This is a genomic window from Actinomadura sp. WMMB 499, from assembly GCF_008824145.1.
Classification (GTDB): Bacteria; Actinomycetota; Actinomycetes; order Streptosporangiales; family Streptosporangiaceae; genus Spirillospora.
Genome location: NZ_CP044407.1, coordinates 4,255,943 through 4,278,081, shown reverse-complemented (window position 1 = coordinate 4,278,081; position 22,139 = coordinate 4,255,943). Strand labels below are relative to the sequence as shown.

General features: G+C 69.2%; 24 protein-coding genes. 8 read left to right on the top strand and 16 right to left on the bottom strand.

The genetic code is table 11. From position 1 onward, the window contains the following. Positions 1-63 precede the first annotated feature (63 nt). The gene (locus F7P10_RS18795) at positions 64-519 is read right to left on the bottom strand and encodes a hypothetical protein (RefSeq protein WP_151010559.1); all 456 of its coding nucleotides are present in this window, start codon (positions 517-519) and stop codon (positions 64-66) included. A 192-nt stretch (positions 520-711) separates the two neighbouring features. On the opposite strand from F7P10_RS18795, the gene F7P10_RS18790 reads away from it, so the two are divergent. Both F7P10_RS18790 and F7P10_RS18785 read left to right on the top strand, forming a co-directional pair. After that, positions 712-2,142 (top strand): helix-turn-helix domain-containing protein, encoded by a 1,431-nt coding sequence (locus F7P10_RS18790; RefSeq protein ID WP_151010557.1) that lies wholly within the window; start codon positions 712-714, stop codon positions 2,140-2,142. Next, positions 2,139-2,717: a GNAT family N-acetyltransferase gene (locus F7P10_RS18785; protein ID WP_151010555.1), complete on the top strand. Its 579-nt coding sequence runs from the start codon at positions 2,139-2,141 to the stop codon at positions 2,715-2,717. Before F7P10_RS18790 ends, F7P10_RS18785 begins: the two co-directional genes overlap by 4 nt. A 217-nt stretch (positions 2,718-2,934) precedes the next feature. Here F7P10_RS18785 and F7P10_RS18780 read toward each other — a convergent pair whose 3' ends face one another. The 9 genes from F7P10_RS18780 to F7P10_RS18740 all read right to left on the bottom strand — a co-directional run bounded on the left by F7P10_RS18780 (position 2,935) and on the right by F7P10_RS18740 (position 11,557). Beyond that, the gene (locus F7P10_RS18780; RefSeq protein ID WP_151010553.1) at positions 2,935-3,975 is read right to left on the bottom strand and encodes a type II toxin-antitoxin system Phd/YefM family antitoxin; all 1,041 of its coding nucleotides are present in this window, start codon (positions 3,973-3,975) and stop codon (positions 2,935-2,937) included. 395 nt (positions 3,976-4,370) lie between these two features. Beyond that, entirely contained in the window at positions 4,371-5,831 is a 1,461-nt protein-coding gene (locus tag F7P10_RS18775; protein ID WP_151010551.1) for a hypothetical protein, read from the bottom strand. 20 nt (positions 5,832-5,851) lie between these two features. Then, positions 5,852-6,235 (bottom strand): hypothetical protein, encoded by a 384-nt coding sequence (locus tag F7P10_RS18770; protein ID WP_151010549.1) that lies wholly within the window; start codon positions 6,233-6,235, stop codon positions 5,852-5,854. Between the two features lie 62 nt (positions 6,236-6,297). Next, positions 6,298-6,984: a hypothetical protein gene (locus tag F7P10_RS18765; protein ID WP_151010547.1), complete on the bottom strand. Its 687-nt coding sequence runs from the start codon at positions 6,982-6,984 to the stop codon at positions 6,298-6,300. Between the two features lie 4 nt (positions 6,985-6,988). Further along, positions 6,989-7,390, bottom strand: a complete 402-nt coding sequence (locus F7P10_RS18760) for a hypothetical protein (RefSeq protein ID WP_151010545.1) — start codon at positions 7,388-7,390, stop codon at positions 6,989-6,991. Between the two features lie 145 nt (positions 7,391-7,535). Then, positions 7,536-8,372 carry a hypothetical protein gene (locus F7P10_RS18755; protein ID WP_151010543.1) on the bottom strand — a complete coding sequence of 279 codons (837 nt, stop codon included), beginning with the start codon at positions 8,370-8,372 and terminating at the stop codon, positions 7,536-7,538. Positions 8,373-8,416: 44 nt separating this feature from the next. After that, on the bottom strand, positions 8,417-9,229 hold the full coding sequence (locus tag F7P10_RS18750) for a hypothetical protein (protein WP_151010541.1): 813 nt from the start codon (positions 9,227-9,229) through the stop codon (positions 8,417-8,419). Positions 9,230-9,274: 45 nt separating this feature from the next. Further along, positions 9,275-9,682, bottom strand: coding sequence for a DUF4913 domain-containing protein (locus tag F7P10_RS18745; RefSeq protein WP_151010539.1), 408 nt, complete (start codon positions 9,680-9,682; stop codon positions 9,275-9,277). Between the two features lie 66 nt (positions 9,683-9,748). Continuing rightward, complete coding sequence (locus tag F7P10_RS18740) at positions 9,749-11,557, bottom strand: type IV secretory system conjugative DNA transfer family protein (protein WP_151010537.1); 1,809 nt, start codon at positions 11,555-11,557, stop codon at positions 9,749-9,751. 80 nt (positions 11,558-11,637) lie between these two features. On the opposite strand from F7P10_RS18740, the gene F7P10_RS18735 reads away from it, so the two are divergent. Continuing rightward, complete coding sequence (locus tag F7P10_RS18735; protein WP_151010535.1) at positions 11,638-12,258, top strand: DUF6000 family protein; 621 nt, start codon at positions 11,638-11,640, stop codon at positions 12,256-12,258. A gap of 11 nt (positions 12,259-12,269) precedes the next feature. Here F7P10_RS18735 and F7P10_RS18730 read toward each other — a convergent pair whose 3' ends face one another. From F7P10_RS18730 to F7P10_RS18705, 6 genes are all read right to left on the bottom strand, one after another. Then, complete coding sequence (locus F7P10_RS18730; protein WP_151010533.1) at positions 12,270-13,691, bottom strand: hypothetical protein; 1,422 nt, start codon at positions 13,689-13,691, stop codon at positions 12,270-12,272. Between the two features lie 45 nt (positions 13,692-13,736). Further along, the gene (locus F7P10_RS18725; protein WP_218040569.1) at positions 13,737-15,209 is read right to left on the bottom strand and encodes an SCO6880 family protein; all 1,473 of its coding nucleotides are present in this window, start codon (positions 15,207-15,209) and stop codon (positions 13,737-13,739) included. Continuing rightward, positions 15,202-16,518, bottom strand: coding sequence for a hypothetical protein (locus F7P10_RS18720; protein WP_151010529.1), 1,317 nt, complete (start codon positions 16,516-16,518; stop codon positions 15,202-15,204). Before F7P10_RS18720 ends, F7P10_RS18725 begins: the two co-directional genes overlap by 8 nt. Positions 16,519-16,613: 95 nt before the next feature. Beyond that, positions 16,614-17,324, bottom strand: a complete 711-nt coding sequence (locus F7P10_RS18715; RefSeq protein ID WP_151010527.1) for a hypothetical protein — start codon at positions 17,322-17,324, stop codon at positions 16,614-16,616. Further along, a complete protein-coding gene (locus F7P10_RS18710) occupies positions 17,321-17,605 on the bottom strand; it encodes a hypothetical protein (RefSeq protein ID WP_218040568.1) in 285 nt (94 codons plus the stop codon). Before F7P10_RS18710 ends, F7P10_RS18715 begins: the two co-directional genes overlap by 4 nt. Next, a complete protein-coding gene (locus F7P10_RS18705; RefSeq protein WP_151010523.1) occupies positions 17,602-18,042 on the bottom strand; it encodes a hypothetical protein in 441 nt (146 codons plus the stop codon). The genes F7P10_RS18710 and F7P10_RS18705 overlap by 4 nt, the downstream gene beginning before the upstream one ends. Before the next feature lie 231 nt (positions 18,043-18,273). Here F7P10_RS18705 and F7P10_RS18700 point away from each other — a divergent pair, with 231 nt between their 5' ends. From F7P10_RS18700 to F7P10_RS18680, 5 genes are all read left to right on the top strand, one after another. Next, positions 18,274-18,552, top strand: a complete 279-nt coding sequence (locus tag F7P10_RS18700) for a helix-turn-helix domain-containing protein (protein WP_151010521.1) — start codon at positions 18,274-18,276, stop codon at positions 18,550-18,552. A 33-nt stretch (positions 18,553-18,585) separates the two neighbouring features. Continuing rightward, on the top strand, positions 18,586-19,548 hold the full coding sequence (locus tag F7P10_RS44455; RefSeq protein WP_151010519.1) for a C40 family peptidase: 963 nt from the start codon (positions 18,586-18,588) through the stop codon (positions 19,546-19,548). A gap of 161 nt (positions 19,549-19,709) precedes the next feature. Beyond that, positions 19,710-19,928 (top strand): helix-turn-helix domain-containing protein, encoded by a 219-nt coding sequence (locus F7P10_RS18690; RefSeq protein ID WP_151010517.1) that lies wholly within the window; start codon positions 19,710-19,712, stop codon positions 19,926-19,928. Positions 19,929-20,067: 139 nt separating this feature from the next. Continuing rightward, a complete protein-coding gene (locus F7P10_RS18685) occupies positions 20,068-20,376 on the top strand; it encodes a sigma factor-like helix-turn-helix DNA-binding protein (protein ID WP_151010515.1) in 309 nt (102 codons plus the stop codon). Positions 20,377-20,646: 270 nt separating this feature from the next. Continuing rightward, the gene (locus F7P10_RS18680) at positions 20,647-22,023 is read left to right on the top strand and encodes a site-specific integrase (RefSeq protein ID WP_176611537.1); all 1,377 of its coding nucleotides are present in this window, start codon (positions 20,647-20,649) and stop codon (positions 22,021-22,023) included. The last annotated feature ends 116 nt before the right edge of the window (positions 22,024-22,139 follow it).

Here is a 22,139-nt window from a genome sequence, read left to right as displayed (position 1 = left end):
GCAGCGGCCTGGAGGGCGGTGCGGCCCGTGCGGACCGACCGACGAGATGGAGAACAGCGGCGGCTACCGCTGCGGAGCGGCAGTACCGCCCTCGCCACCCGAACGCCGCCTGTCGTGGTCGACGTTGAAGCTGACGTGCACGCCACTTGGCACAGCCGCGATCGCAGTCACATCGGGCGCGTGCCGGCTCGGTCCGCACATCCGGGACGAACGAACCGAGGCGTGCTCTCCGAACGTCAACGCCTGGACGACGACCCGAACGACCGTGTCAAGATCGTCCACGGGGCCGAGGCGATCCCCGTCGTCCCAGGCGAACCAGCGAGTGCCACGTTCGGTCACCACGAGGACCGAACCCGACAACCGCTCCCAAGCGCGGCCATCCCGCGCATCGGCGTTCCTGATCGACAACACTGGAGGGGCCTGCTCGAAATCGCGGTCGACCTGCAAGACCCTGTGCTCGGCGAGCCTGTCGGCCAGCGCGGTCAGGTGCCCGATCGCGTTCTCGCATGTAGTGGTCACCGAAGTCCTCCGGAGGGAGCGGCTGGGATTACAAGCCAGCCAGCCCAGGCCCGACCTCGGCAACGACCAGAGTGGCGACCGGAGCCCGCTCCACCGGGTGCCACATTGGCATCACGGCTGCTAGCGGCACGGTCCGTCGCCTTCTAGCGTGAGAGGTGAAGGTCCCGCGTCTCCCCGGCTGGGAAGGCCCAGATGCCCGATCAGAAGCTGTGCCCCGGGTGCCGCTCGACGCTGCTGTCCCGATACAACAACGAGCCCGTCTGCGGCCCCTGCCAGCGAGCCCTGCGCGAATCAAGCGTCAGCACACCAGCGTGGCTTTGGGACACCCCGCCGATGCGCCGTGCCCTGGCCGAGCTGAACTTCAGCGGCGTCCTCGCGTTGCTGCGCTCGGCCGCCGGCCTCACCCAGCAGCAGATGGCCGATCTCGTACCCGGCTGGACCAAGACCAAGGTGGCCCGAGCCGAATCCGGCGAGCGAGGCACCTTGTACGACATCCGGGAACTACTGGCGTGGGCCGACGCCCTGTGCGTGCCGCGCGAGGCGCTGCTACCGCTCGTCCTCGGCACGCCCGACGCCGCCTTGTACCTCGACAGCTCCCAGGAGTCCCAGGAGGGGGAGGAATTGAACCGCAGGACATTCAGCGGCGGAATGCTCGCCCTCACAGCCTCGACCCTGCTGCCGGACGGCGTCCTCGCACCCGCCCGCATCGACCGCACCCACGTCGCCTACCTGCAGACCTGTGCCGACCAGCTGTGGGCTCGAGACTGGAGCGTGGGCGGTGCGAGCCTGCTCCGCAACGGGCTGCACCTGTTCGCCCGCGCCAAGCCGATGCTCAACGAGAGCGACTACACCGAACGTGTCGGCCTCGACCTGCTCCGTACAACCGCGGACCTGGGCAACTGCACGAGCTTCCTGGCCTTCGACGCCGGACAACCTGGCCTCGCCCGCCGCCTCGCCCAGGAAGCCGCGATGCTCGCCGACAGCGGGGACGACCCGGAACTGCGCGCCCACGTCTACGCGACAGTCGCCATGCAATCGACCGCGCTGGCCCGCGTCAGCGAGCAACGCGGTCCGGCCCGTGAGGCGTTGCGCGCCCTGCGCGTCGCCGCGCAGTCTGCGAAACACCATCCCTCTCCCAAACTCCACGCCCTGATCGACATGCGCATCGCCACGGCGAACGCCCTCCTCGGCGACGGCTCGGCGGCACGCGCCTCGATCGCCGCGGCCCATCGCGAGCTCGACCGAGGCGACCATCCCGACGACCGGCAGGCACTCGGATTCGTCCGACGCTCCGAAGTCCTGGGACACGAAGCCCGCGTCACCGCGCTCCTTGGAGACGCCGCCACCGCCGCAAGGCAGCTCCAACACATGCTCGACACCACGGAACTGGCGCCCCGCAACCAGGTGTACTACCGGGCGATGCTCGCCGAGATGCAACTCGCCGCCGGCGACACGGCCGTGGCACTGGAGGTCGGACACCAGACGCTCAGCGACCTGGAGAACGTGGGCTCCATGCGAGCCCTCAGAACCTTGCAGCCGCTCGCCCGCCACGACACCCAATTCCACGAACGCTACGGGGCGATCGCCAACGACCTGTCGACGAAAGTAGCGTCCCTGGCATGACCCGCCACGGCAAGACGCCCGAGCTCGAGTTCCGCCGTCACGACGCCGTGCAGGCCCGCGCCGTCCGAGCCACGGTCGAAGAGATCTACCGGGACGCCTACGCCGACGCCATTGCCAGCGGCGACCCGTTCGACTCGCCCGAACACTTCATGACCCGCTTCGACGCCTACACCGACTCCGACCGAGGCTTCGAAATGGTGGTCGCCTACCTCGACGGCGAACCCGTCGGCCAGACGTGGGGCTGGCCACTCGCACCCGACACGGCATGGTGGCGCGGACTCGTCGAAGAACCCGAGCCCGGCTTCGCCGAAGAGGACGGAACCAGAACCTTCGCACTCTCCGAGATCATGGTCCGTCGGCAATGGACCGGCCAAGGCACCGCCCACGCACTCCACAACGCGCTGCTGACCGGCAGGCACGAAACCCGAGCAACGCTGCTGGTCGAGGCCGACAACCACACCGCCTACCGCGCCTACACGGCATGGGGCTGGCGCCGCGTCGGCCAACTACGCCCCAGCTGGCCGGACGCACCCCTCTTCGACGTCCTACTCCTACTCCTCCCCCTGCCGCTGTAGCAGACAGAGCCGTCAACAACTGAAGAGCTTGGCCTCGATTTGAGGGTGTTGTTCGACCTTTGTGGTGTCTTCCACCGGGTGCGGAGTGGCACCTGGCATGAGAGTGCAGTAGCGCGACACCACGAAACTCGGGGCACATCCCGTCCGGGATCTACCACGCGACTACGCGAAACAGCCTCGTCGGTCCGGTCGAGCTGTTGCCCGGCGGGGCGGTCGTTCAGTGCGGGGCAGGGTAGGCGCAGCGCACGTGCCCAGAAGTGATCGCGTCCCGGGGTAGGGACAAGCCGAAGGCTCGTTCCAGTCCGGCGAAGAACAGCGAAATGCCGTCCGCCCAGTCGGTTTCTTCTTCCGCGCGGCGGATATGCGCATTGAGGAAGGCCAGCGGCGCACTCGGGTCGAAGGGTGTCTCACCCGGGGTGTACCAGATCAGCTCGTACATCTCGGGCACGGCGCCGTCCTCGGTGGGAGAGGGGTTCTGATGCACCCCGTCCTTGCTGTACCGGAAGTCGTAGATGGCCCTGGCTTCGATCGCGGTCATCGTGATCTGCTGCGGGGGCGGGTCGGGGAAGCCGGAGAAGGCGCCGGCGAAGTCGTGGTAGCCCAGCCACGTCCACCCGGCTGCTTGCCCGAAAGCGAGCACGTCGAGGAAGTCGTCGGTACCCTCGCGTCCGTCCCGCTCCCACACCTGATGCAGCAGCAGCCCGTCGGCGATATCTCGAGGGTCGGCCCCGTAGGCGAGAGCGACCTCTTCGGGGGGCGGCCCCTTGATGAACTCGAGCACCGTGAAGGGCTGTTGGCTCCGCCAGCCGTCCGCGATCCACGCGATGCCATCGCCGATCGGGCGCTGGCGGGCGAGAAACTCCTCGAACGCGGCCGCCTGCTTCGGGTCCATGTAACTCTGGCGACCGGTGCGCGCTTTGTCCTCCAGCCAGTCGAGCTCGTCCACGGGAAGCAGTTCAGCCACGATCACGCGGTCCCGTGTGAACGTCCTCCGTACCCCGCCGGTATGCACGTACCGGACGTACGGCCCCTGCTGCTCCGGGCCGAGGGGGCGTTCCTGCACCGTCCTCGGCCGGGGTCTCGGGGCGCCGGGGACACGTTGTGCGAAGTGCTCCAGTTCGGCGAGCTCGGCCGCCGGGAGGATCACGCCCGCCGACTCGCCGTCGTCGGTGATGCGCACCCGCTCACCGGTCTCCTCGACACGGTTGATCAGGCGCCCGAAGTCCGCCATGACGTCGCGCAATTCGACACTGTTCATACGCCAGAACACTACCGGAAGCCTACCCGTTTCAAGGCGATCACAGAACTTCTATAAACAACCTGGCGACTGTTGTCTCCGGGATACTCAGGTGGCACTTCCCTTCATTTTACACTACGATGAGCTGTCCCGAGAAAGGTGTACTGCTCACTTTTTGTTAGTCAATCCGGATATCGATTGATGGGCGGTCATGTGCTTATTTGATCGCTTCGAAGGTATGGTCGATGGGCTTGGTTGGGCGTGTCTTCGGGGCGTCTAAAAGTGCTTTCGTGAGCGCCGTAGTCACGAGACGGGAATGCTCCTCCATGGCTTGGCTTGATCCAAGGCGGGTCTGTCCGGTTAACTGGACGGACCCGGAGCGTGTGTCGACGTCCATGCCGCTGATCTGCCCTGTATCAGGGGCATGATGGTCGATAGGACGAGTGATTATTGCTATCATTGATAGTCACTCGCGCTTCTCTCCGGGGTGCATGTTGTGATTCTTGATGTGTCGCCAAGGCGTCCTGAATTGAGGCGGGAAAGTCTTTGTCGACTTGCGATATGATCCTCATTTTGAGTTCCCCGGCATCGAGACTCAGGGTCCTTACTGCAAGCTTGAGAAGGTTGATTGCTTTGTCGCCTGCAGATTGCGCGATCTTGTAGCGCTCAGCAAAATGTGCAGCCCTAATTGTTTGGTGTGGATAGTATTTTGGATCTTGCTGTGATTTTTGGATTGCTGCGATGATGGCCGCGTCGTTCCCGGCGCTGCGGTGGTGGCTTGCGATGGCGTTGCAGGAGTTGAGGGCCAAGAGGGCGGCTGTTGCGGTCCTGGCTGCTTTTGCGGGTGTGGGGGCGAACTCCTCCAGGGGTTTGACGCGGTAGGTGGCTCGCGGGCTTGGCCTCCAGTCGGGGTCGGCGTAGACCAGGCGGCCGAGTCTGATGATGAGGTCGCTGGCGTCGGTGGCCGGGGCCTCGGTCGGGTGACCGTAGTGGCCGGGGAGCTTGTTCCAGTGCTTGGCGACGATGCGCCATTTCGTGCTGGTGCGGCGAGCGGCGCTGGTGGCTTGCTCGAAAGCGGACGCGGGTTCGTGCTCTTGCAGCTCTTTCAGGCGGCGGGTCAGGGAGAGGGCGAGCTTGTGGTTGATGTCGCAGGTGATCGCGGCGGCGGTGGCGAGGTAGCGCCACGTGGGGACCGAGACGGGTGACTCGAAATTCTCCAGACGCTGCGCGGTAGCACTGATCCCTTCCAAGAGCTCGTCGATGCCTTCCCCTGGGCGGGGTGGGATGCGTTCTGGGGTGTGGTGGAACGGGACGGCTGTGATGGGGGCGTCGTTGGCTTGGCCAATGACGCGGGCGAGTACAGCTGCACGGAGGAGCGGGACGGCGGCTTGCTGAGCTGGTGCGGTGGTGAGTTGAGTGAGGTGGGCTGCCGTGGCGGTGTATTCGCTGAGATGGTGAAGAAGGGACCGGGCTGTGTCGGTAGCGCCTATCACCTCCGCGCTGGCCGAATGGGATCGGCCTTGCGTCGATGGGACGTGGGATGCGAGGAGGTCAAGCCCGCAGCCCAGGGCGATGGAGACGGCGCGGAGCCCTTCGGTCAGGTCTGAGGTCGGGGCGTCGATGTCTGAAGGCGTGCCGAGGGTGTCCACGGCTTGGTGGAGGAGTGTTGCCGTTCGGCGGGCGGCACCCCGTACGCCGTTGTCGCTGGTGTACGGGATGCCGAAGCCGGTGGCGATGCGGTCGTGGTAGCGCGCCAGGACGCTGGTGAGGCGGGACAGTTCGGCGGGTGCGTGGGCGTGCTGGGCGAGGGTGGCGGTGGTCGGTGTGTGGAGGTTCCTTCTCAGCTCGGTGAGGTGCTGGTAGGCGAGCGAGGTCATCTCCCCGAAGGTCGCCACGGTTACCGGAGGGCTTCCCGGAGCCGGCTGGCGTGCAGGGCCGCCTGCAGGCAGGCCGCCTTGTCGTCGGGGTCGGCGGCGAGTTCGGCGGCGCGGACGAGGTCCTGGGTCACCTTTCGAGCGAGTGTGAACAGGACGTCGGCGGTGGCGTTCTCGGCGGTGTGGTCGGACGGGACGGCGGCGTGCAGGGACGGGGCCTGTTTGAGGGCCTGGTGGGCTTGGACGGCTTCGCCTTCGGCCAGTCCCCAGGCGATGAAGCCGTCGGGTTCCTGGGCGGCGAAGGAGGTGATGACGCGCTCGGTGTGGGCGAGGTCGTTGAGCGCGGTCGTCATGATCTCGGTGAACCAGGTGTGGCGGACTTCTTTGTGCTCGCGTTCGTGGGCCATGCGGGATGTCCTCCGTCAGGCGTTGGTGTGGGCGAGGGCATCAGGTGCTGTACGAGCGGTCCCTACGAGGGCGGCTCGGACGTGGAGGCGCGGTCATCGTCTTTCTGCGAGAACACCTCGGTGCGCTTGGTGACCTTGGGGTGGAGTCCTTTCAGCAGTTCGGAGACGGGGACGCCGCTCCAGGTGCTGAGGGCGGCGAGCAGCTTCTGGCAGTCCTGTCGCAGGGCGGGCTGGTGGGGCAGCGCTGTGCGTGGGATGCGGGCCGCCAGGCTGATGTAGGCCGATTCGGCCTGGAGCGCGTGCGTTATGTTCCCGGTGGTCGTGCGCGTCGTGGGGAACGGCGGGGCCGGCTCGAGGCGGGCGGCGGTTTCATCGTAGACGCGGGAGACGCCGGGGACGACGATGAGGAAGAGCCGGTCTACCTGGTCGTCGATGGTCGCCCAGCCGATGATGGTCCCGCAGCGGCCGTCGTGGTCGAGGAGCCGGACGTGGTCGCCGATGTAGTAGGTCGCCTGTTCGGCGGCCTCCTCGGCGTGGCTGGAGCGGCCGACGTTGACCGCGTGGCTGAAGCTGAGGCCGTACTGGTTGGCGTAGTGCTCCAGGTCGCAGATCAGCGCGGCGATGAGGGCCGAGGCGTAGAGCTGGTCGCCTCGGAGAAGCGAGGACTTGCCGGGGAAGGCGGCTTCCTCGTAGCCCTCCAGAGCCTTGGTGGCGCGGACGAGCTGGCTGGTTTTCGGGTCGTGGTTCATCGGTTCACCTCAGTGCCGTGTGGACGTGTCCGGCGTGACGAGCCGCGCGAAGGCAGGCCGTCTGGTCGCCGGGTTCGGTTGTCTTGGAGGCGACGTTCACGATCGCCTCGGCGACCACCAGCACGAAGGCGGCGATGGACGAAGCGAGCTCCTGGACGTCGGCGCCCTCGGTGGCGGTCTGGTCGGGGCAGTTCAGCGTTGGTGCCGTGGCCAGCGCCGACCACGCGTTGCGGGCTTCGGCTCGCGCGACCTGGTAGCCGGGGTAGGTGCAGGCCGGTGCGGTATCGGCGAGCACGGTGGTGGCGCGCTCGATGACCTCCAGGCCCGTGAAGGCCGCGCTGAGCAGAGCCGGAACGCTGCCGGCGGATCGGATTCGTGCGTTGACGTTGTCGAAGTGCTGTTGCAAGGAGCCTCCAGGCTGTCGCACCTTTCCCTCAAGAAGGACGATGGTGCGAAACATTGTCTAAAGTTGATGACGTCAGTGTGGGCGTCTGGAGTGTGAAGATCAACGATCGTTGCGGAGTGTCGCGCTCGTGGCTCGAAGTTGAGGGCTAGCGGTTCGGGCCTTGCCGCTTGGGGTGGGCGTCCGGCCTTGGCTTCGGAGGTCCCCCGATGGAGGCCCGTAGTCCCTCGGCGAGGGGTACCGGGAAACCTTGCGCGGCAAGTCGGCCCGGAGCGGGGGCGTCCGGCGTGGATGTTGGCTGCTGACCGCTTCCTGGCGCGGGGAGGCGTTCCGCGACCCGGCTGAGGAGCAGATCGGTGACGCTTCGCCGGTCCAAGCCGGTCCAGGAGGCGAACGCTCTGAGGAGAGCGCGGTGATCCCGAAGGTCGTCCGGGGCGGGGCTGACCCCGTGGACGTCCGCGAGCCCGATCCGCGTTGTCGCCTCGACCAGCGCGTCCTCGGCCTTCAGTGGGTTGGTGATCGCCCCCTCCGTGGTGAGAGTGGACGGGAAGCGCGGGGCCGGATCGAGGTCGGCGCTGATGACACGCTGGGCGCTCTTGTCGCCGAGGAAGTGCACGTAGTACTCGGTGAAGCCGTGGTCGGGGACGAAGAAGCCGGTGATGGTGCCGCGCGTGGGACGGCCGAGTAGGACGGCCTCCTCCGCGGCGGGCCCCTCGAGTTCGACGGTCGAACCGATCGCGTAGGTGTCGGTCGGATGCTGTTCGGCGCGGAAGTAGCCGCGCGCCTCGCCGAGGATGTCGCCAAAGTCCAGGGCGCGGCGTTCGGCGTAGTGCATCAGATCGACGAGGAGATCGCCGAGCAGTTCGCGGGCGTGGGCGTCGTTCGTCCGGTGGTCGAGGTATCCGGTCTCTTCGAAGAGGTCCTGGAAGGTGTCGAGGACGGTGGCTCCGAATTCGGCGAACTCCTCGGGGCCGGCGTTGGCCATGGGTGCTCCGGTGGTTTGCGGGTTTGTCGGCGGCGAGTGTGCGGTCAGGGGCGGCGTTTCGTGGATGTGCCAGGTGAGGCTTGGGGGCTGGGGCGGTTGCCCGGTGGCGGCTGGACGGCTTGCAGGGCCTCGGCGATGCCGTCCGGGAACGCGGTGGCGGCGAGTTCGGCGGGTGTGGGCGCATCAACGGGTTCTTCGCGACCGTTCAGGACGTTGTCCGCCGTCTCCCGGAAGTGCCGCAGGACGCCACCGGGCGTGGTTCCGGACCAGTTGGCGAGCGTGCCGGAGAGTTCGGCGAGATCGGCCAGTACTTTCGGGTCGGCGGTGCCGTCTGACGGAGTTCGCAGCAGCTCGGTGGACAGGGCGACGATCGCGGCCTCTGCCTCCAAGGCGGAGAAGACGATTCCCGTGGTGCGGGTCGGGACGAGCCGGATCGGGTCGGCGACCCGCAGATCGGACGTGCGTGCGTGGAGCGGCTCGGCGAGGCCCGGGACGCGGAGCGTGCAGGCGTCTCTGCCGGTGGGGGATGCCTTGAGTCGGTCGATGAATCCTCGGTGGGCGGGAGTGTCGTCGGTCCGTCCGTTTTGGCGGAACTGAACCTCGGTGTTGAGCCGGAAGTGGTCGGGCAGCGCCAAGGGGTAGCTGTCGTGGTCGAGGCGAGTTCGGACGAGTTGGTCGAGGAAGTCGACCGTGCCGAGGTCGTTGTACTCGGCGTAGCGGAGGAGATCGCCGACGAGTCCGTGGATGAGGCCCTCGGCTTCGGCTCGGCTTTCGCGGTGGCCGGTGGTGAGGCTCGGGAGCAGGTTCTGCTGGTAGGCGTCGAGAGCGAGAAGGGCGGCCTCGATGCGATCGGGCATACGGGTCTCCAGGTGGGGCGATTGAGGGCTTCGGATGTCAGTGGGTCACGCGTGGGCCGCGGGAAGGTCGTCGTCGCGGGAGGTCTGCCATCCGAACGGTGCGGGGACCAGACGGGCCTTGTGCGGGTTCAGGTGCTCGTTCTCGGTGCACTGGTAGAAGGGGCCGCGCGCACCGAGTAGCACGGGGAGCTGGTGGTCGAGGTGGTCGCGATACCAGAGGGCCATGCCGGTGGCGCCCTGCAGGCGCATGGCCTCCCAGGCGTACCAGAGGGCGGTGAGGCGAGAGATCGCCTCGTCGTGCCGCCACCATTCGGCGCACCAGCGGAACTCGCCGCCGAGCGTGCGCCGGTACATGGGGGTGAAGTGGTGCGTCACCCACTTCATGACGTTCGGGTAGAGCGGCTTCGGCTTCTCGTTGGAGTCGGCGCCGTTCGCGTCGTTCTTGGTGTGCATGAGTCTCCTGGGTTTCTGATGAGTGCCATGTGCGGATCCCCTTCCTCGCTGAGAAGCTCGCCGCTTCTACGAGGTCTCAGGTGCGGGATCGTCCCGGGCGTAGTGGTCTCGCGCGGCTTCGGCGATGGCGGCGTCCGCGGTCTTGATGGCCTGGTTGATGGCGGTGGCGTGCGGCCCGGAGTACCAGGGGCGGAGCCGGAGGAGTGCGGGTTTGGTGCCGGTGGCGAGTAGGAGTGCGGTGCCGGTGGGGAGTGCTCGGATGTCGGCGGCTTCGAGGATTTCCTGGCGGCGTAGGGAGATCTGTTCGCTGGCGCGTCCGTCGTTGTAGGTGATGGAGCGGACGGGGACGTCGTGCTGGCCGATGAGGGTGGCCAGGTCGCGCACCAGGCGGGGGGAGTCGATGCCGGCGCCGATGAGTTTGCGGGTGGCGGCGCCCCAGAGGGCGGCCATGCCGGCTTCGCCCCAGACGGTGACGCCCTGTTCGTAGCTCTGCAGGATGGTGACCGGGATGATCCCGCGTGAGCCGAGGTGGGAGTACAGCTGGGGGAGGTCGGCGATGCGGCAGATGTTGGCGGCTTCGTCGAGGGCGACGACCAGGGGCGGGTCGAGGCGTCCGCCGGCTTGCTCGGCGCGGCGCTCGGCGGCGCGCATGGTGGTGTCGGTGAGCGCGGCGATGAGCGGCGCGGCGGCCGACAGGCTCTTGGACAGCAGGTAGAGGGTGTCGCGGGAGTCGGCGAAGGTGTGCGGGTCGAACACGGGCAGGTCGTCGTTCGGGGTGACCCAGGCGAGGATCTCTTGGTCGCGGAGGGCTTTGGCGGCGGTGCGGGCGGTCTGGTAGATCCCGTCGCGGGTTTCGACGGCGCCGTTCTGGGTTCCTTTGAGCGAGGACGCCATGAGCTGGAACCCCGCCTCCTGCAGCAGCTCGATGGGGGTGGGGACGGCGGGTTCGTCGAGCCACTGCGCGACGTGGTGCAGGGAACGGTCGGAGGTGGCGGCGGCCAGGAACAGCGCGCACAGCAGGTCCTGGGCGGCGGGTCCCCACAGGTCTTTCTTCTGGCCGTCGTCGACGGTGAGGACGAAGTGCCCGGCGAGCCGGTGCGCGTCCTCGACGGTCGACAGGCCGGCGAGCGGGTTCCACCACCAGGTCTGCGGCTGGTAGGTGATCCGCTGCGGGTCGAACAGCCAGTTCCGTCCTTCGGTGCGTTCGGCGCGGACGGGAGCGATCGCTGACCACAGGTCGGCCTTGTTGCTGGTGGCGATGACCGGGCCGGGTGCCGACAGCACGTGCGGGATCGACTGCGTGGTCGTCTTGCCCGACCTCGGCGCCATGAACGCCACGACGGTGTCCTCCCACGAGGTGAACAGCGTCGGGCCGCTGCGGTCACCGGGCAGGAGGACGTCCCCGAGGACCAAGCCGATCTCTTCAGCGGCCAGGTCGCCGGGTGACTTGCCGTGTAGGGAACGACGCAGGCTGACGGCCTTCTTGGCCGTCGCTTCGGGTTGGAGGGCGGCGAGGCCGGGGTTGTCGGCGAGTGCGGCGACGGCGTCCCCGGGCTGTGGACAACGCGCGGCGACGCGCTGCCAGGTGATCCATACGCTCGCCGCGACGGCGGTGAGGAGGGCTGCGAGCACGGCCAGGACCAGCGGTGTCGGGGTGCCGGGCCAGGCGGTGCCGGTGTCCCATCCGGCGAGGGTGAACGCGAGGTCGGCGCCGAAGGGCATGACGTGTCCGCCGGTGAGCGCGGCGGCGATCTTCGCCGAGGCCCACACGATCCACAGCCCGGCGATCGGTGTCCAGCACGCGGCCAGGACCAGCCAGCCCCCGGCCGCGCCGGAGTTGAACACCGGCGCCTGCGGTCCCAGTGCCCGGCTCACGCGGCAACTGCCCGGAACGGGCGCGAGTGCGGGCGGCGTGGGCGTTGTGCGGGCCTGTGTCCCTGCACGAGGATGCGGGTGTGAGCAGCTTGCCCGGTGACCGCGACGAGCTCATCCGCCGGTACGTCGTCGCGGACACGGGGCCGGGGCCGGGCCGCTACCTGAAACTCCTCCACGGCAATTTCACCGGATTGCCCGACCATGAGCGCAGCGGCTTCCTCCACGATCTGCGGCGCGACGCGCAGCGGATCACCGATGCCGAGCTGGAGTTCCTGCTGCACCCGGACGCGGGACCCAACTGGCGTGAACGCATCACGGCTGCGTGGTTGATCGGGCTTGACCGGCGCACGCATTTCCGTGGATCGCTCGGCCGGTTGCTGCTGGAGAGCCGGCTCACTTATGCGGGGCAGGGCTACTGTTTCGCTCTCGCCCGCTTCGGCGACCGCGAGGACGCCGATGTCCTGGTCGCCTACCTGGAGCACTACCTGCCCAGGGCCGACTGCGTGTACGACCAGCATTGGGCCATCGGCGCGCTCCTGCGCCTGGATGACAAGCTCGAAACCGACCGTGCCGAGCGGATCCTCGAACCCGGAGGGCTCTGGCACCGGTCCGGCTTCGCCGAGCTCGACCCGTTCGACATGTACGACCGGATGACCGAGCTGTGCGACTTTGCGGACGGGCTCAACACGGCCGGCCCCTGAGATCGCCGTGCTCATGCCGTTCCCCGGACGGCGTGGTCGGTGTCGTAGAGGTCGGTTTCGGCGCCGACGAGGGAGAGTTCGACGGGGATGCCGAGGCGTTCGCCGGTCTTGATGAGGTACTTGCCCCGTCCGGGGTGGCGGGCGCCGGGTTGCCAGGAGTCGGGGGCCGACCAGGAGGACACGAGGTGTTGTTCGGGGCCGGTGAGCGGGGTGATCTCGTGGACGCGCGCCAGTTCCCGTGGCGGTAGTCCGGCGAGCACCGTGATCGCGGACCGGTCGGCGAAGCCCTTGGCTTTGGCGCGGTCTTCCTCGGTGGCCAGGGCGTCGAGGTCGGCGAGCGAATGCGTGATCATGATGGAGGCCATGCCTTTGGCGCGGTTGAGGCGGGTGAGTGCGTCGGCGTGTTCGACCAGGCCGGGGGCTCCGCGCAGGGCGCGCCAGAGTTCGTCGATGACGCCGAGGTAGGAGCGGCGTGGGGCGGCGCCGAGGTCGGCCAGGGCGGTGGCGGCGTCGACCATGCCGAAGGCGTAGGCCCAGGTGCACAGCATCGCGGCGGTGAGGAGTTTGTCGCCTGCGGCGCGGACGCGGGAGATGTCGACGCTGATGGCGGGTGCGTCCAGGTCCAGGGCTCGGGTGGTGGGGGAGTCGAACACTCCGGCGAGGGAGCCGGAGACGAGCAGGTCGAGGGTGAAGACCAGGTCGCGGGTCTGGGCGCGGTAGGAAGCGTCGGTGTCGGTGCGGGTCGCCGCCCGCAGCTCCGCTGGTCCTTCTTCCAGAATGCGTAGGACGTCGATGACGGTGGGGTCGTGGTCGAGGCGGTCGTCGAGCAGGTCGACGGCTTGTCCGAGGACGACTTCCTCGGCGTTGGTGATGCGCGCTTCGCGCACCAGTGTCGCCAGGGCCAGTAGCAGGGAGAGCCGTCGGGAGCGGACCTCCCATCGCAGGGTTTCGGCGTCGGGTCCGTTGAGTCGGCGGCGGGCTTTGTCGAGGGGGCCGGCGTCGAGGGGGTTGATGCGGTCGGCGCCGCGCCCGACGCGGATGACCTGCCCGCCGAGGTATTCGACGAGGCGGGTGTAGTCGGGTTTGGTGTCGCCCAGGACGATCGGCGTGGTGCCGGTGGCGACGGCGCCGGTGACGAGCCTTTTCACAAGGGTGGATTTGCCGGTGCCGGGTTGGCCGAGGACGAACATGCCGGGATTGGTGACGAGTCCTTCGCGCAGCCACGCCAGGGGGTCGAGGCAGACGACTTCGCCCCACAGTTGGTGGCGTCCGACGGGTGTGCCGGCGGTGGGGGTGCCGGAGCCGGCGGTGAAGGGGTACAGGCCGCAGGCTTGGCTGGTGGTGGCCTGGTATTCGGGTGCGGCCTCGACGTGGGCGGCGCGTCCGGCGCCTCGGCCGCGCCAGCCCCAGCCAGGGGCGAGCGGCTCGGCCATCGGCCCGGTCTTCGATGCGTTGAGTCATCAATGGAGCTCCAGGGTTCAGTGGATGAGGCGGCGGGAGAGTTCGGGCGGGCAGATGCCGCACGGCAGGGTGGTGGCGAACCCGGCGGCCTGGCTGCCCCACATGCGCCGAAGCCGGATCTTGGCCGAGTCGGCGGACGCCTCGACATGCGCGGCCGCGCGCCGCAGTTCGTCGGGGTGGGTGACGGTGACGGTGGCGTACATCGACACCAGGCAGACTCCGGCGCCCATGGCTTCTTCGGTGGCGGCTTGGCGGGCGCGGGCGGCGTCCCAGCTGTCGCGGGCGGTTTCGTCGCGTCCGGTGCGGCGCCGGAACTGGGCGCGGAACGCCGCCGCGTTCACCTCCTGCTGCAGCACCCGGCTTGCCGCCGCTGCCGGCAGCGCCCGGTACTGCAGCGTCACCCGTTTGGGGAAGGGGCCGGGGGCGACGAGCCGGGCCAGGACGTCGGAGCGGACGTTCTGGCGGGGTGGTTCGTGCCAGGCCCAGCTCACCGATGTCCCGCCGTCGTGCTCGTAGCGGTCGGTGTGCTCGGTTGCGGCGACCGGACCGGCATCGCCCCACGTCAAGACGTCGGCTGCACCGGCACCCGCGAGGAGCCTGTTGATCTCACCGCGGGCGTGCGGGTCGAACGCGGTGCGGACGGTTCCGGCGATCTCGGCGGCGGTGGCGCGGCCCAGGACCGATACTCCGCAGTTGCCGAGCCGTGAGGCGAGCCCGTCCAGGGTGCGCCCGAGTTCGGCGACGGCCTCGAACAGGTCTTTCGGCCGGGCCGAGGATGCTTTGGGGTCGAAGGTGATCGATACGCGGGTGTCGACGTCGGCGGCGGCCGAAGGTGCGGCGCGGACGAGCTGGTCCATGATCTGGCGGGCGGGTTCGGGCGCGGATGCCACGACGGCGCGGCCGATGGTGTCGGCGAGGGTGGAGCCGGGTTCGGGTGCGGTGTCGACGGTGACGGTGACCCAGCGGATGGCGGGCTGGTGGCCGAGGGCGGCGAGCCAGCCGCCCCAAGAGGCGACCCAGGTGTCGGCGTCGGACCGGTCGGCCAGCCACGTCGAGGTCGGCACCACCCGCAGCGTCGCGGTCAGCAGCCCGGTGCGGCGGTCCCACACGACCCCGTACCGGCCGCCGTAGCCGTCCTCGACGCTCAGCAGCGTCAATGGCGCCAGGACACCCGGGAGTTGGAAGGCTCGAGGGTGGTCGATGATGACCCCGGCCCGGTAGCGGTTGTGGCCGCGCCACATCGCCCATCGCCACCGGGCCTTGGCCAGTAGCAGCCGACCGGCCGGGATCCCGCCGATGCGGAGGAGCCCGAGTCCGGCCGCGACCGCGATCGGCGGCAGCAGGAACACCAGCGTGCCCGGCGTGACGGCCGCGACGACGACCAGCAGCATGGCGGCGCCGAGTGCGGTGAAGGTGGCGGTGGTGTCCATGCCGAGCAGTCCGATGCCGTGCCGGCGCCGCCAGCCGCCGTAGGTACGGGCGTCACCCATGGCCCCCGCCTCCTTCGCCGGCCGCGCCACTGGGACCGCCGCCGGGACCGCTGTTGTCGTCGTTGCCGGAACCGGTGGGGTTGCCCAGCCACCGGATCGTGTCCTGACCGCGATGCATTTCCTTGTCGGCCGTCCGGACGGTGGTCGGCCCGACCGGCTCGTCGTGCCCGCCGGGAGGGGCCCAGCCGCTGCCGGACGGTTCGCCGCCCGCCGTCCGGCCGGGTGCCTCGGTCATGCCGCCGTCCGGCTGCTCGCTCCCCGACGGCGACACCGGCGCTTGTCCTTGCTCACCGGGAACCGTCGACTGCCCTGGGGCCTGCTGCCCCTGCGCGGGGTCTGGCTGCGGCTTCTGGTCGCCTTCATGGGGCGGGCCCGGTTGCTCGCCGAGTTGCTGTCCCAGGTAGTCGGCGTGCTCGCCCGCGGACTCGCCGCGCCCGCCGGATCCGGCACCGCCGTAGGCGCGCAGTGCGCCCAGGGCGGTGGCGCCGCCCATGACCGCGTTCAGCACCCCGCCGCCGGTGCTGGACTCAGTGCCGCCGGTGGGCCAGGAGAAGAACTTCAGCAGCACCGGGAACGCGATGAGGCTGATCAGCATCATCGTGAAGCCCATCAGGACCGTGTGCAGTTCCTCGCCTTCGCCGATGAAGGTGAACGCGGTGGCGTACACGGCCGCGGCGGCGGGCTTGTAGAAGACCAGGGCGAGCATCCAGCCGGCGACCTTGCCGAACCACGGCCGGGTCGTGGTAGTGATCATCCCGGCGGCGGCCAGCGGCAGCACCCCCGCCAGCACGACCAGGGCCGCGCCGCGAAACAGCAGCAGCAGCGCCTGGATGATGCCGATGAACATCGCCACCAGGCACAGCACGATCACCAGCGCCGCCGGCGTCCCGGACGGGAACGCCACGATCTTGGCCATCCGCGTGGCGAACTCGCCCTGGGAGGAGGCGGTCAGGGCCCAGTCCGACCACAGGTCCCCCAGCTGCAGGAGCTGGTTGGGCAGCAGCGTGCCGATGACAGTCACCGTCACCAGCACGACTAGGCCCTGCCCGGCACCGATCAGCGGCGTCGCCTTGCGCGTCAGCGCCAACTTTCCTGCGACGACGAGCAGCGCCGCCAGCGCGACGAAGATCGTCAGAGGCTGGATCAGGTCCTGGAGGAATCCGATGGCCGGTTCCTGTTCCAGGTTCGGTGAGGGGGTGTCGACCCACCAGGCGGCGGTGTTGGAGATCAGCCATCCGACCGCCGACTCGAACCCGTCGGCGGTGGCCTGCAGCATGTCCCCGCCGATCGCTGCGGGCAGATCGGGCATCGGCGGACCGAATGAACGGCGGTCATCGTCGGCCGGCTGGACGCAGGACGGTTCCAGCACCGGTGAGCACGGCTCCTGCGGATCCAGCGGCGCCGTCACCGGCCACCCCCGTGCGGGAAGCGGACGTACTCCTCGGCGGATGGCACCGACACCGCGGAGCCTCCCCAGGCTCCGCCGGGTGGTGCCAGCACGCGCCAGTCACCGTTCTCCCACCGCACCTGCACCCGGGCCACGGCCCGGACGGTCACGTCGCTGTCGCCGGGACCGGCCGTCACCAGATCCACGGTCGCCGCGCGGGGCGTGTAGCCGAGCCACCGGTAGCCCTCCAGCACCATGTACGCCCGCCCCAGCGCCTCCCCGAAAGGACGATCGCCGCGACGGCTCTCATACGCGTGCTGGGTCGCCTCGAGCAGAACCACGACGTCCGGGCCGATCACCTGGTTGCGGATCGTGGGCTCGAACACCCGAGGCCCCCACAGGGCGTGCGCCCGCACCACGATGTGCACGGCCGCCAGCAGCGCACCCGACGGTGTCCGCGCGAACCCGAACGTCGGCCCGTCCCCGGACTCGCGCGGTCCGTCGGCGGAGTACGGCAGCAGCACGCTGTGGTAGTCGCGCCATGTGACCCCGGCGAACGAGACCGGGGGCGCGCTCACCAACCCGGCGCGCGGCTCGGGTCGACCCGCGTTCCCGCCGGCGGGTGCGGCGTGACCACCGGTGAAGTGAACGGCGCCGAGCACGAGAGCACCACCGACGACCGTCCCCGCCACGGCCACCAGGCTTCTCCGGGAGAGCGGCGGCCTCATGTGAAGAACACCGTGACGATCGGCGCCGCCGCGGCGACCAGGCTGAGACCACCGAGCACCCACGGCACACCGGTCGCGCCGTCGGCGGCGAACGACGAGCGGTTCTTACGGCCGATCGCCATCTGCCCGCCGCAGATGAACAGCCCGGCCAACCCGCAGACCATCACCCCCCATTTCCCCCAGGCCAGCAGCGTGTCGATCTTGGCGTCCAGCCCCGGCGGCGCCGCCGGCAACGGGTCCGGGATCTCGAGCGACGGCGGCGGATCGGTCGGCGTCGTCACCGGCGCCACCCCCGCCCATCGGCGGTCACCAGCCGGCGCAGCTCCTCCAGCGCCTGCTGCGCCTTGGCGGGCAGGGCGACCTCGGCCGGGTCCTCGACCAGCCGCAGAGCCCGCACATACGGCACTCGGACCACGCCGCCGACCTGCCACTCCAGCAGCGCGAACCGCGCCGTCGCGTCGCGCGGTTCCGGGCCGCCGTCGCTGACGATCGCCAGCCCGGCGACCCCCTCCCCGCCCTGGCGCAGCACGGCGATCGCGGCGGTCGCGCACCGGGCCGCGGCCGCGGTGTTGCGGACGGCAAGCAGCACCGGCCGCCCCTTGGCCTGCACCGGACACCGATCCGCATCCGGCATCGCCGCGACGGCTCCCATGTCCCACGCCGCGGGCAGCAGCGCCGCCAGCGTCGAGGTCCCGGCACCGCCATGCGCGCCGGCCACCACCACGTCCAGGACCCCGACCGCCCGTGGACGGGTCGCCCCAGCACTTCGAAGTCTCAAGGCCACACACCCCCGATTCATTGCTTATAGTTGTCGAGCGATCACTGTACGTGGCAGGATGGGGGAGCGCAAGCAACGTTAAACAGCTTCTTCAAACGGCAAACGTGCTTCCGTGGCACCTCGTCCAGCACACTGAGAGGCGACGATGACCCCGACCCTGGAGCCTGATCGATGACCGAGACACCCGGCCGCGACCCCGACGTGCTCACCACCGCCGAACTCGCCGCCAGACTCGGCCTGTCGCCCCAGACCATCCGCCGGATGGCCCACGCCGGGCAGATCCCCGCGCTCAAAACCGGCAAGGACTTCCGCTACTCCTGGGAAGCGGTCCGCGAGGTGCTGCGGCAGCCCCACCACGACCCCGAGGGCACCGCCAATGACACCGACACCAAAGGTGCGGGCTACCGCGCCCGACAACGCGCCCGCACCGGCGCCCAATCAGCCGACTGATCCGCCGCCCACCACGCACATCGCGGCGGCCGGATGAAGGCCGCTGCCGCCGCCGTCGCCGCGATCACCCTGCCGCTGGCCCTCGTGCTGTTGCTGGCCGGACAAGGCCAGGCAGGCGGCGGATCAACTCTTACCGGCGCGCCCACCGACCTCGCCCGCAGCGACATCCCACCCGCCTACCTGCGCTGGTACACCGACGCCGCGCAGACCTGCCCCGGCCTGGGCTGGAACGTCCTCGCGGCCATCGGCAAGGTCGAAACCGACCACGGTCGCTCCACCCTCCCCGGAGTCCACACCGGCCAGAACCACGCCGGGGCTGGCGGCCCCATGCAGTTCCTCGCCGCCACCTGGGCCGCCTACGGCGCCGACGGCGACCACGACGGCCACCGCGACCGCTACAACCCCGCCGACGCCATCCACGGCGCCGCCAACTACCTCTGCCACAACAACGCCGGAAAAGGCGGACGCCACCTGCGCCGCGCGATCTGGCACTACAACCACGCCGACTGGTACGTCCGCAAAGTCCTCGACCAAGCCGAACGCTACGCCGCCCCCACCCCCACCGGACGCGGCAGCGTAGCCGTCCGCGCCGCCCTCCGCTGGCTCGGCACCCCCTACTCCTGGGGCGGCGGCGGACCCTCCGGCCCCACCTACGGCACCGCCCACGGCGCCGGCATCAAAGGCTTCGACTGCTCCGGCCTCGCCCAGCACGCCTGGGCCAAAGCAGGCATCCGCCTACCCCGCGTCGCCGCCGACCAATACCGCGCCGGAACCCACATCCCCCGCCACGCCCTGAAACCCGGCGACCTCGTCTTCTTCGCCACCAACCCGGGCAACCCCGCCACCATCCACCACGTCGGCATCCACCTCGGCAACGGCCGCATGATCCACGCCCCCCAGACCGGCGACGTCGTCCGCATCGCCACCTACACCGGAAACCCCACCCGCGAACGCCAATACATCGGTGCGATTCGCCCGGCTCCCAGCTCCCGCTAACCGGAGGCGCGCATGCTCTGTCCCGAGCCCCATGGCCCAGTGCCTCTGGGGCTACCCACACCTCCTGCTGGCGACGTTGGTCGGCAATCCACCGCCACTCGCGTCCTCGCCGCCCAGGGGTTGCTGCCTCACGCGAACACCTTCACCAAGGAGCTCTCCGCATGACACCCATGAAGCTTGGTGACCTCGCCTCGCTCCCAACGGTCGTCACCATCACCACTGCGGCGAGGGCTCTGGGGCTCTCCCGCGGGTTCGCCTACGAACTCGCCCGGCGCGACGAGTTCCCGTGCCGGGTCATCCGGATCGGGGGCTGTTACCGCGTCCCGACGGCCGACCTGCTTTCCGTTCTCGGAGCAGAGCGTGCCAGTCCGGACGGCTGAAGGACGTGCGGGCCTCGCCAAGCTCAGGGTGCCGGGCTGCCCGATGCTCGGCACCCAGGTGCTTGGCCCCGTCACCTGGGACAACAACTTTCAAGACATCCCTTGAAATGATCTCTGCGCTTTACTTAACTTTGCGTGAGTGAGTGATGACAGCGTGGATGGCGGTGGCGAGGCCCGGGACCACCCGCAGGAACGCCTGGCGAGGCTGGTGAACCTACTGGCCGATGGCCTCGACGAACTCGGGCATCTCGGGCCGATCCCCCGTGCGGGTGCCGCAGAACAGCTCGCCACCGTCGCCCGGGAGGTGATCGGTGGGCTTGCCGCCGTCCGCCGAGAGGCCTTCCGCGAAGCCCGCGCCGATGGCCTCACGCTCACGCAGATCGCCGACCAGCTCGGTGTGAGTGTCCAAGCAGTGTCCCAGGTGCTGAGGAAGCGGCCCGACGACTAGACCGACGTCTGCCGACGCGCTTCTCGGCTCCTGGCGCTGCGAATGGTCTCGTACGAAGGAGGAGCCTTGCGAGGTACGACGTTCAAACGCTGCGGCTGCCGTAATCCGGAGACGGGCAAGAAGTTCGCCCTGGGCACATGCCCGCAGCTCGCCAAGCGGAACCACGGTTCTTGGTGGGCGCGTTATGACGCTCCCCCGGGAGCGGATGGTCGCCGAAGACAGCCCTACCTCGGTCCCTTCACGACTCAGAGGGCAGCTCAAGCCGCTCTGATGGAAGGGCTCGCGACGGCCGAACGACTCGGCCAGCCGATCGACCGGACCCTGAAGGTGGGGGCTTACCTGGAGAAGATCTGGCTACCCGGAAAGCGACGTCTGGCCAAGTCGACCTACGCGGACTACGAAGAGATCGTCCGCCTCTACCTCGTGCCCGGACTCGGGCATCTCAAGCTGGTGGAGCTGCGCGACAAGCACGCGCGCGACCTGTACGACGCCATTCTCCAGATCAACAGGCCGCTTCCCGATTCGGAGAAGCCGAGCGACCTGCTCCAGCGGCTGCTGGAAGTTCGAGCGCTTTCAACACGGAAGACCCTCCCCGGTGAAGCGGGTGTACGCAAGCAGAGGCAGCCGATCTCGCCCGCGAGGGTGAAGAAGATCCACGCTGTGCTGGCCTCGGCGCTGAACTCTGCGGTGAAGTCGAAGCGACTCACTCACAACCCGATCGAGCACGTCGAACTGCCGCGGATCAAGGGCAGGCGCGCCAAGCCGTACGTCTGGACCCCGGAGCGCGTCCAACGCTGGCAGGAGACGGGAAAAGCACCGGGACCCGTGATGGTCTGGACGCCCGCACAGACCGGCGCGTTCCTCGACTTCGCGGCCGGTGAGCGCCTGTACGCCCTCTACCACCTGGTCGCCTTCCGCGGCCTTCGACGAGCCGAAGTCGCGGGCCTGTCCTGGCAGGACACCGACCTCGCGGGGGCGGGGACGATCACGATCAGGGAGACGCTCCCGGACGAGGACGACGAGTACGACGACACCAAGTCCGAAGCGGGCGAACGGACGGTGGCGCTGGACACGACGAGCATCTCGGTGCTGCTCGCGTGGCGGGAACGGCAGGAGCAGGAGCGGCACGCCGCCGGAAAGGAGATCTGGGTCGACTCGGGCAGGGTGTTTACCCGAGAAGACGGCAGCCCGCTCCGGCCTCAGTGGATCTCCACGCGATTCGAGTACCTGATCCAGAAGTACAGTCGTGTTCGCCGGCGGCACGCCGAGGAGGGATGGACGCCCGACCGGATCGCCCGGGGCCACCGCGTCAGCGAGCGTGCCGTGCAAGGGGCTCTCGACGGTGTCCCGCTGCCCCCGATCCGCTTCCACGACCTGCGCCACGGCGCTGCCACCCTCGCACTCCTCGGCAAGGTCGACATGAAGGTGATCAGCGAGACGCTGGGGCATTCGCGTCATTCGTTCACCGCCGACACCTACACCTCCGTCCTGCCGGAGGTGTCGAGAGCCGCCGCCGAAGCCGTCGCGGCCGTCGTCCCCCGCAGATCCACAGGCGAGGAGACGGACGAAGCGGCGGTGCCTGTCAGCGCCCCGAACGTGATCTCGTTCGCGGACCGCCGGAGGAGGCGCACCGAACACGCAGGGTAGTCAGCCCCAAGATCCACTTTGGGGCTCTGACCTGGGCACGGCGGCACCTCGGCGACATCTTGTGCTCACCACGTGCTATCCAGTGCCCAGAAAACGGACATCTCGAACGCGACAGG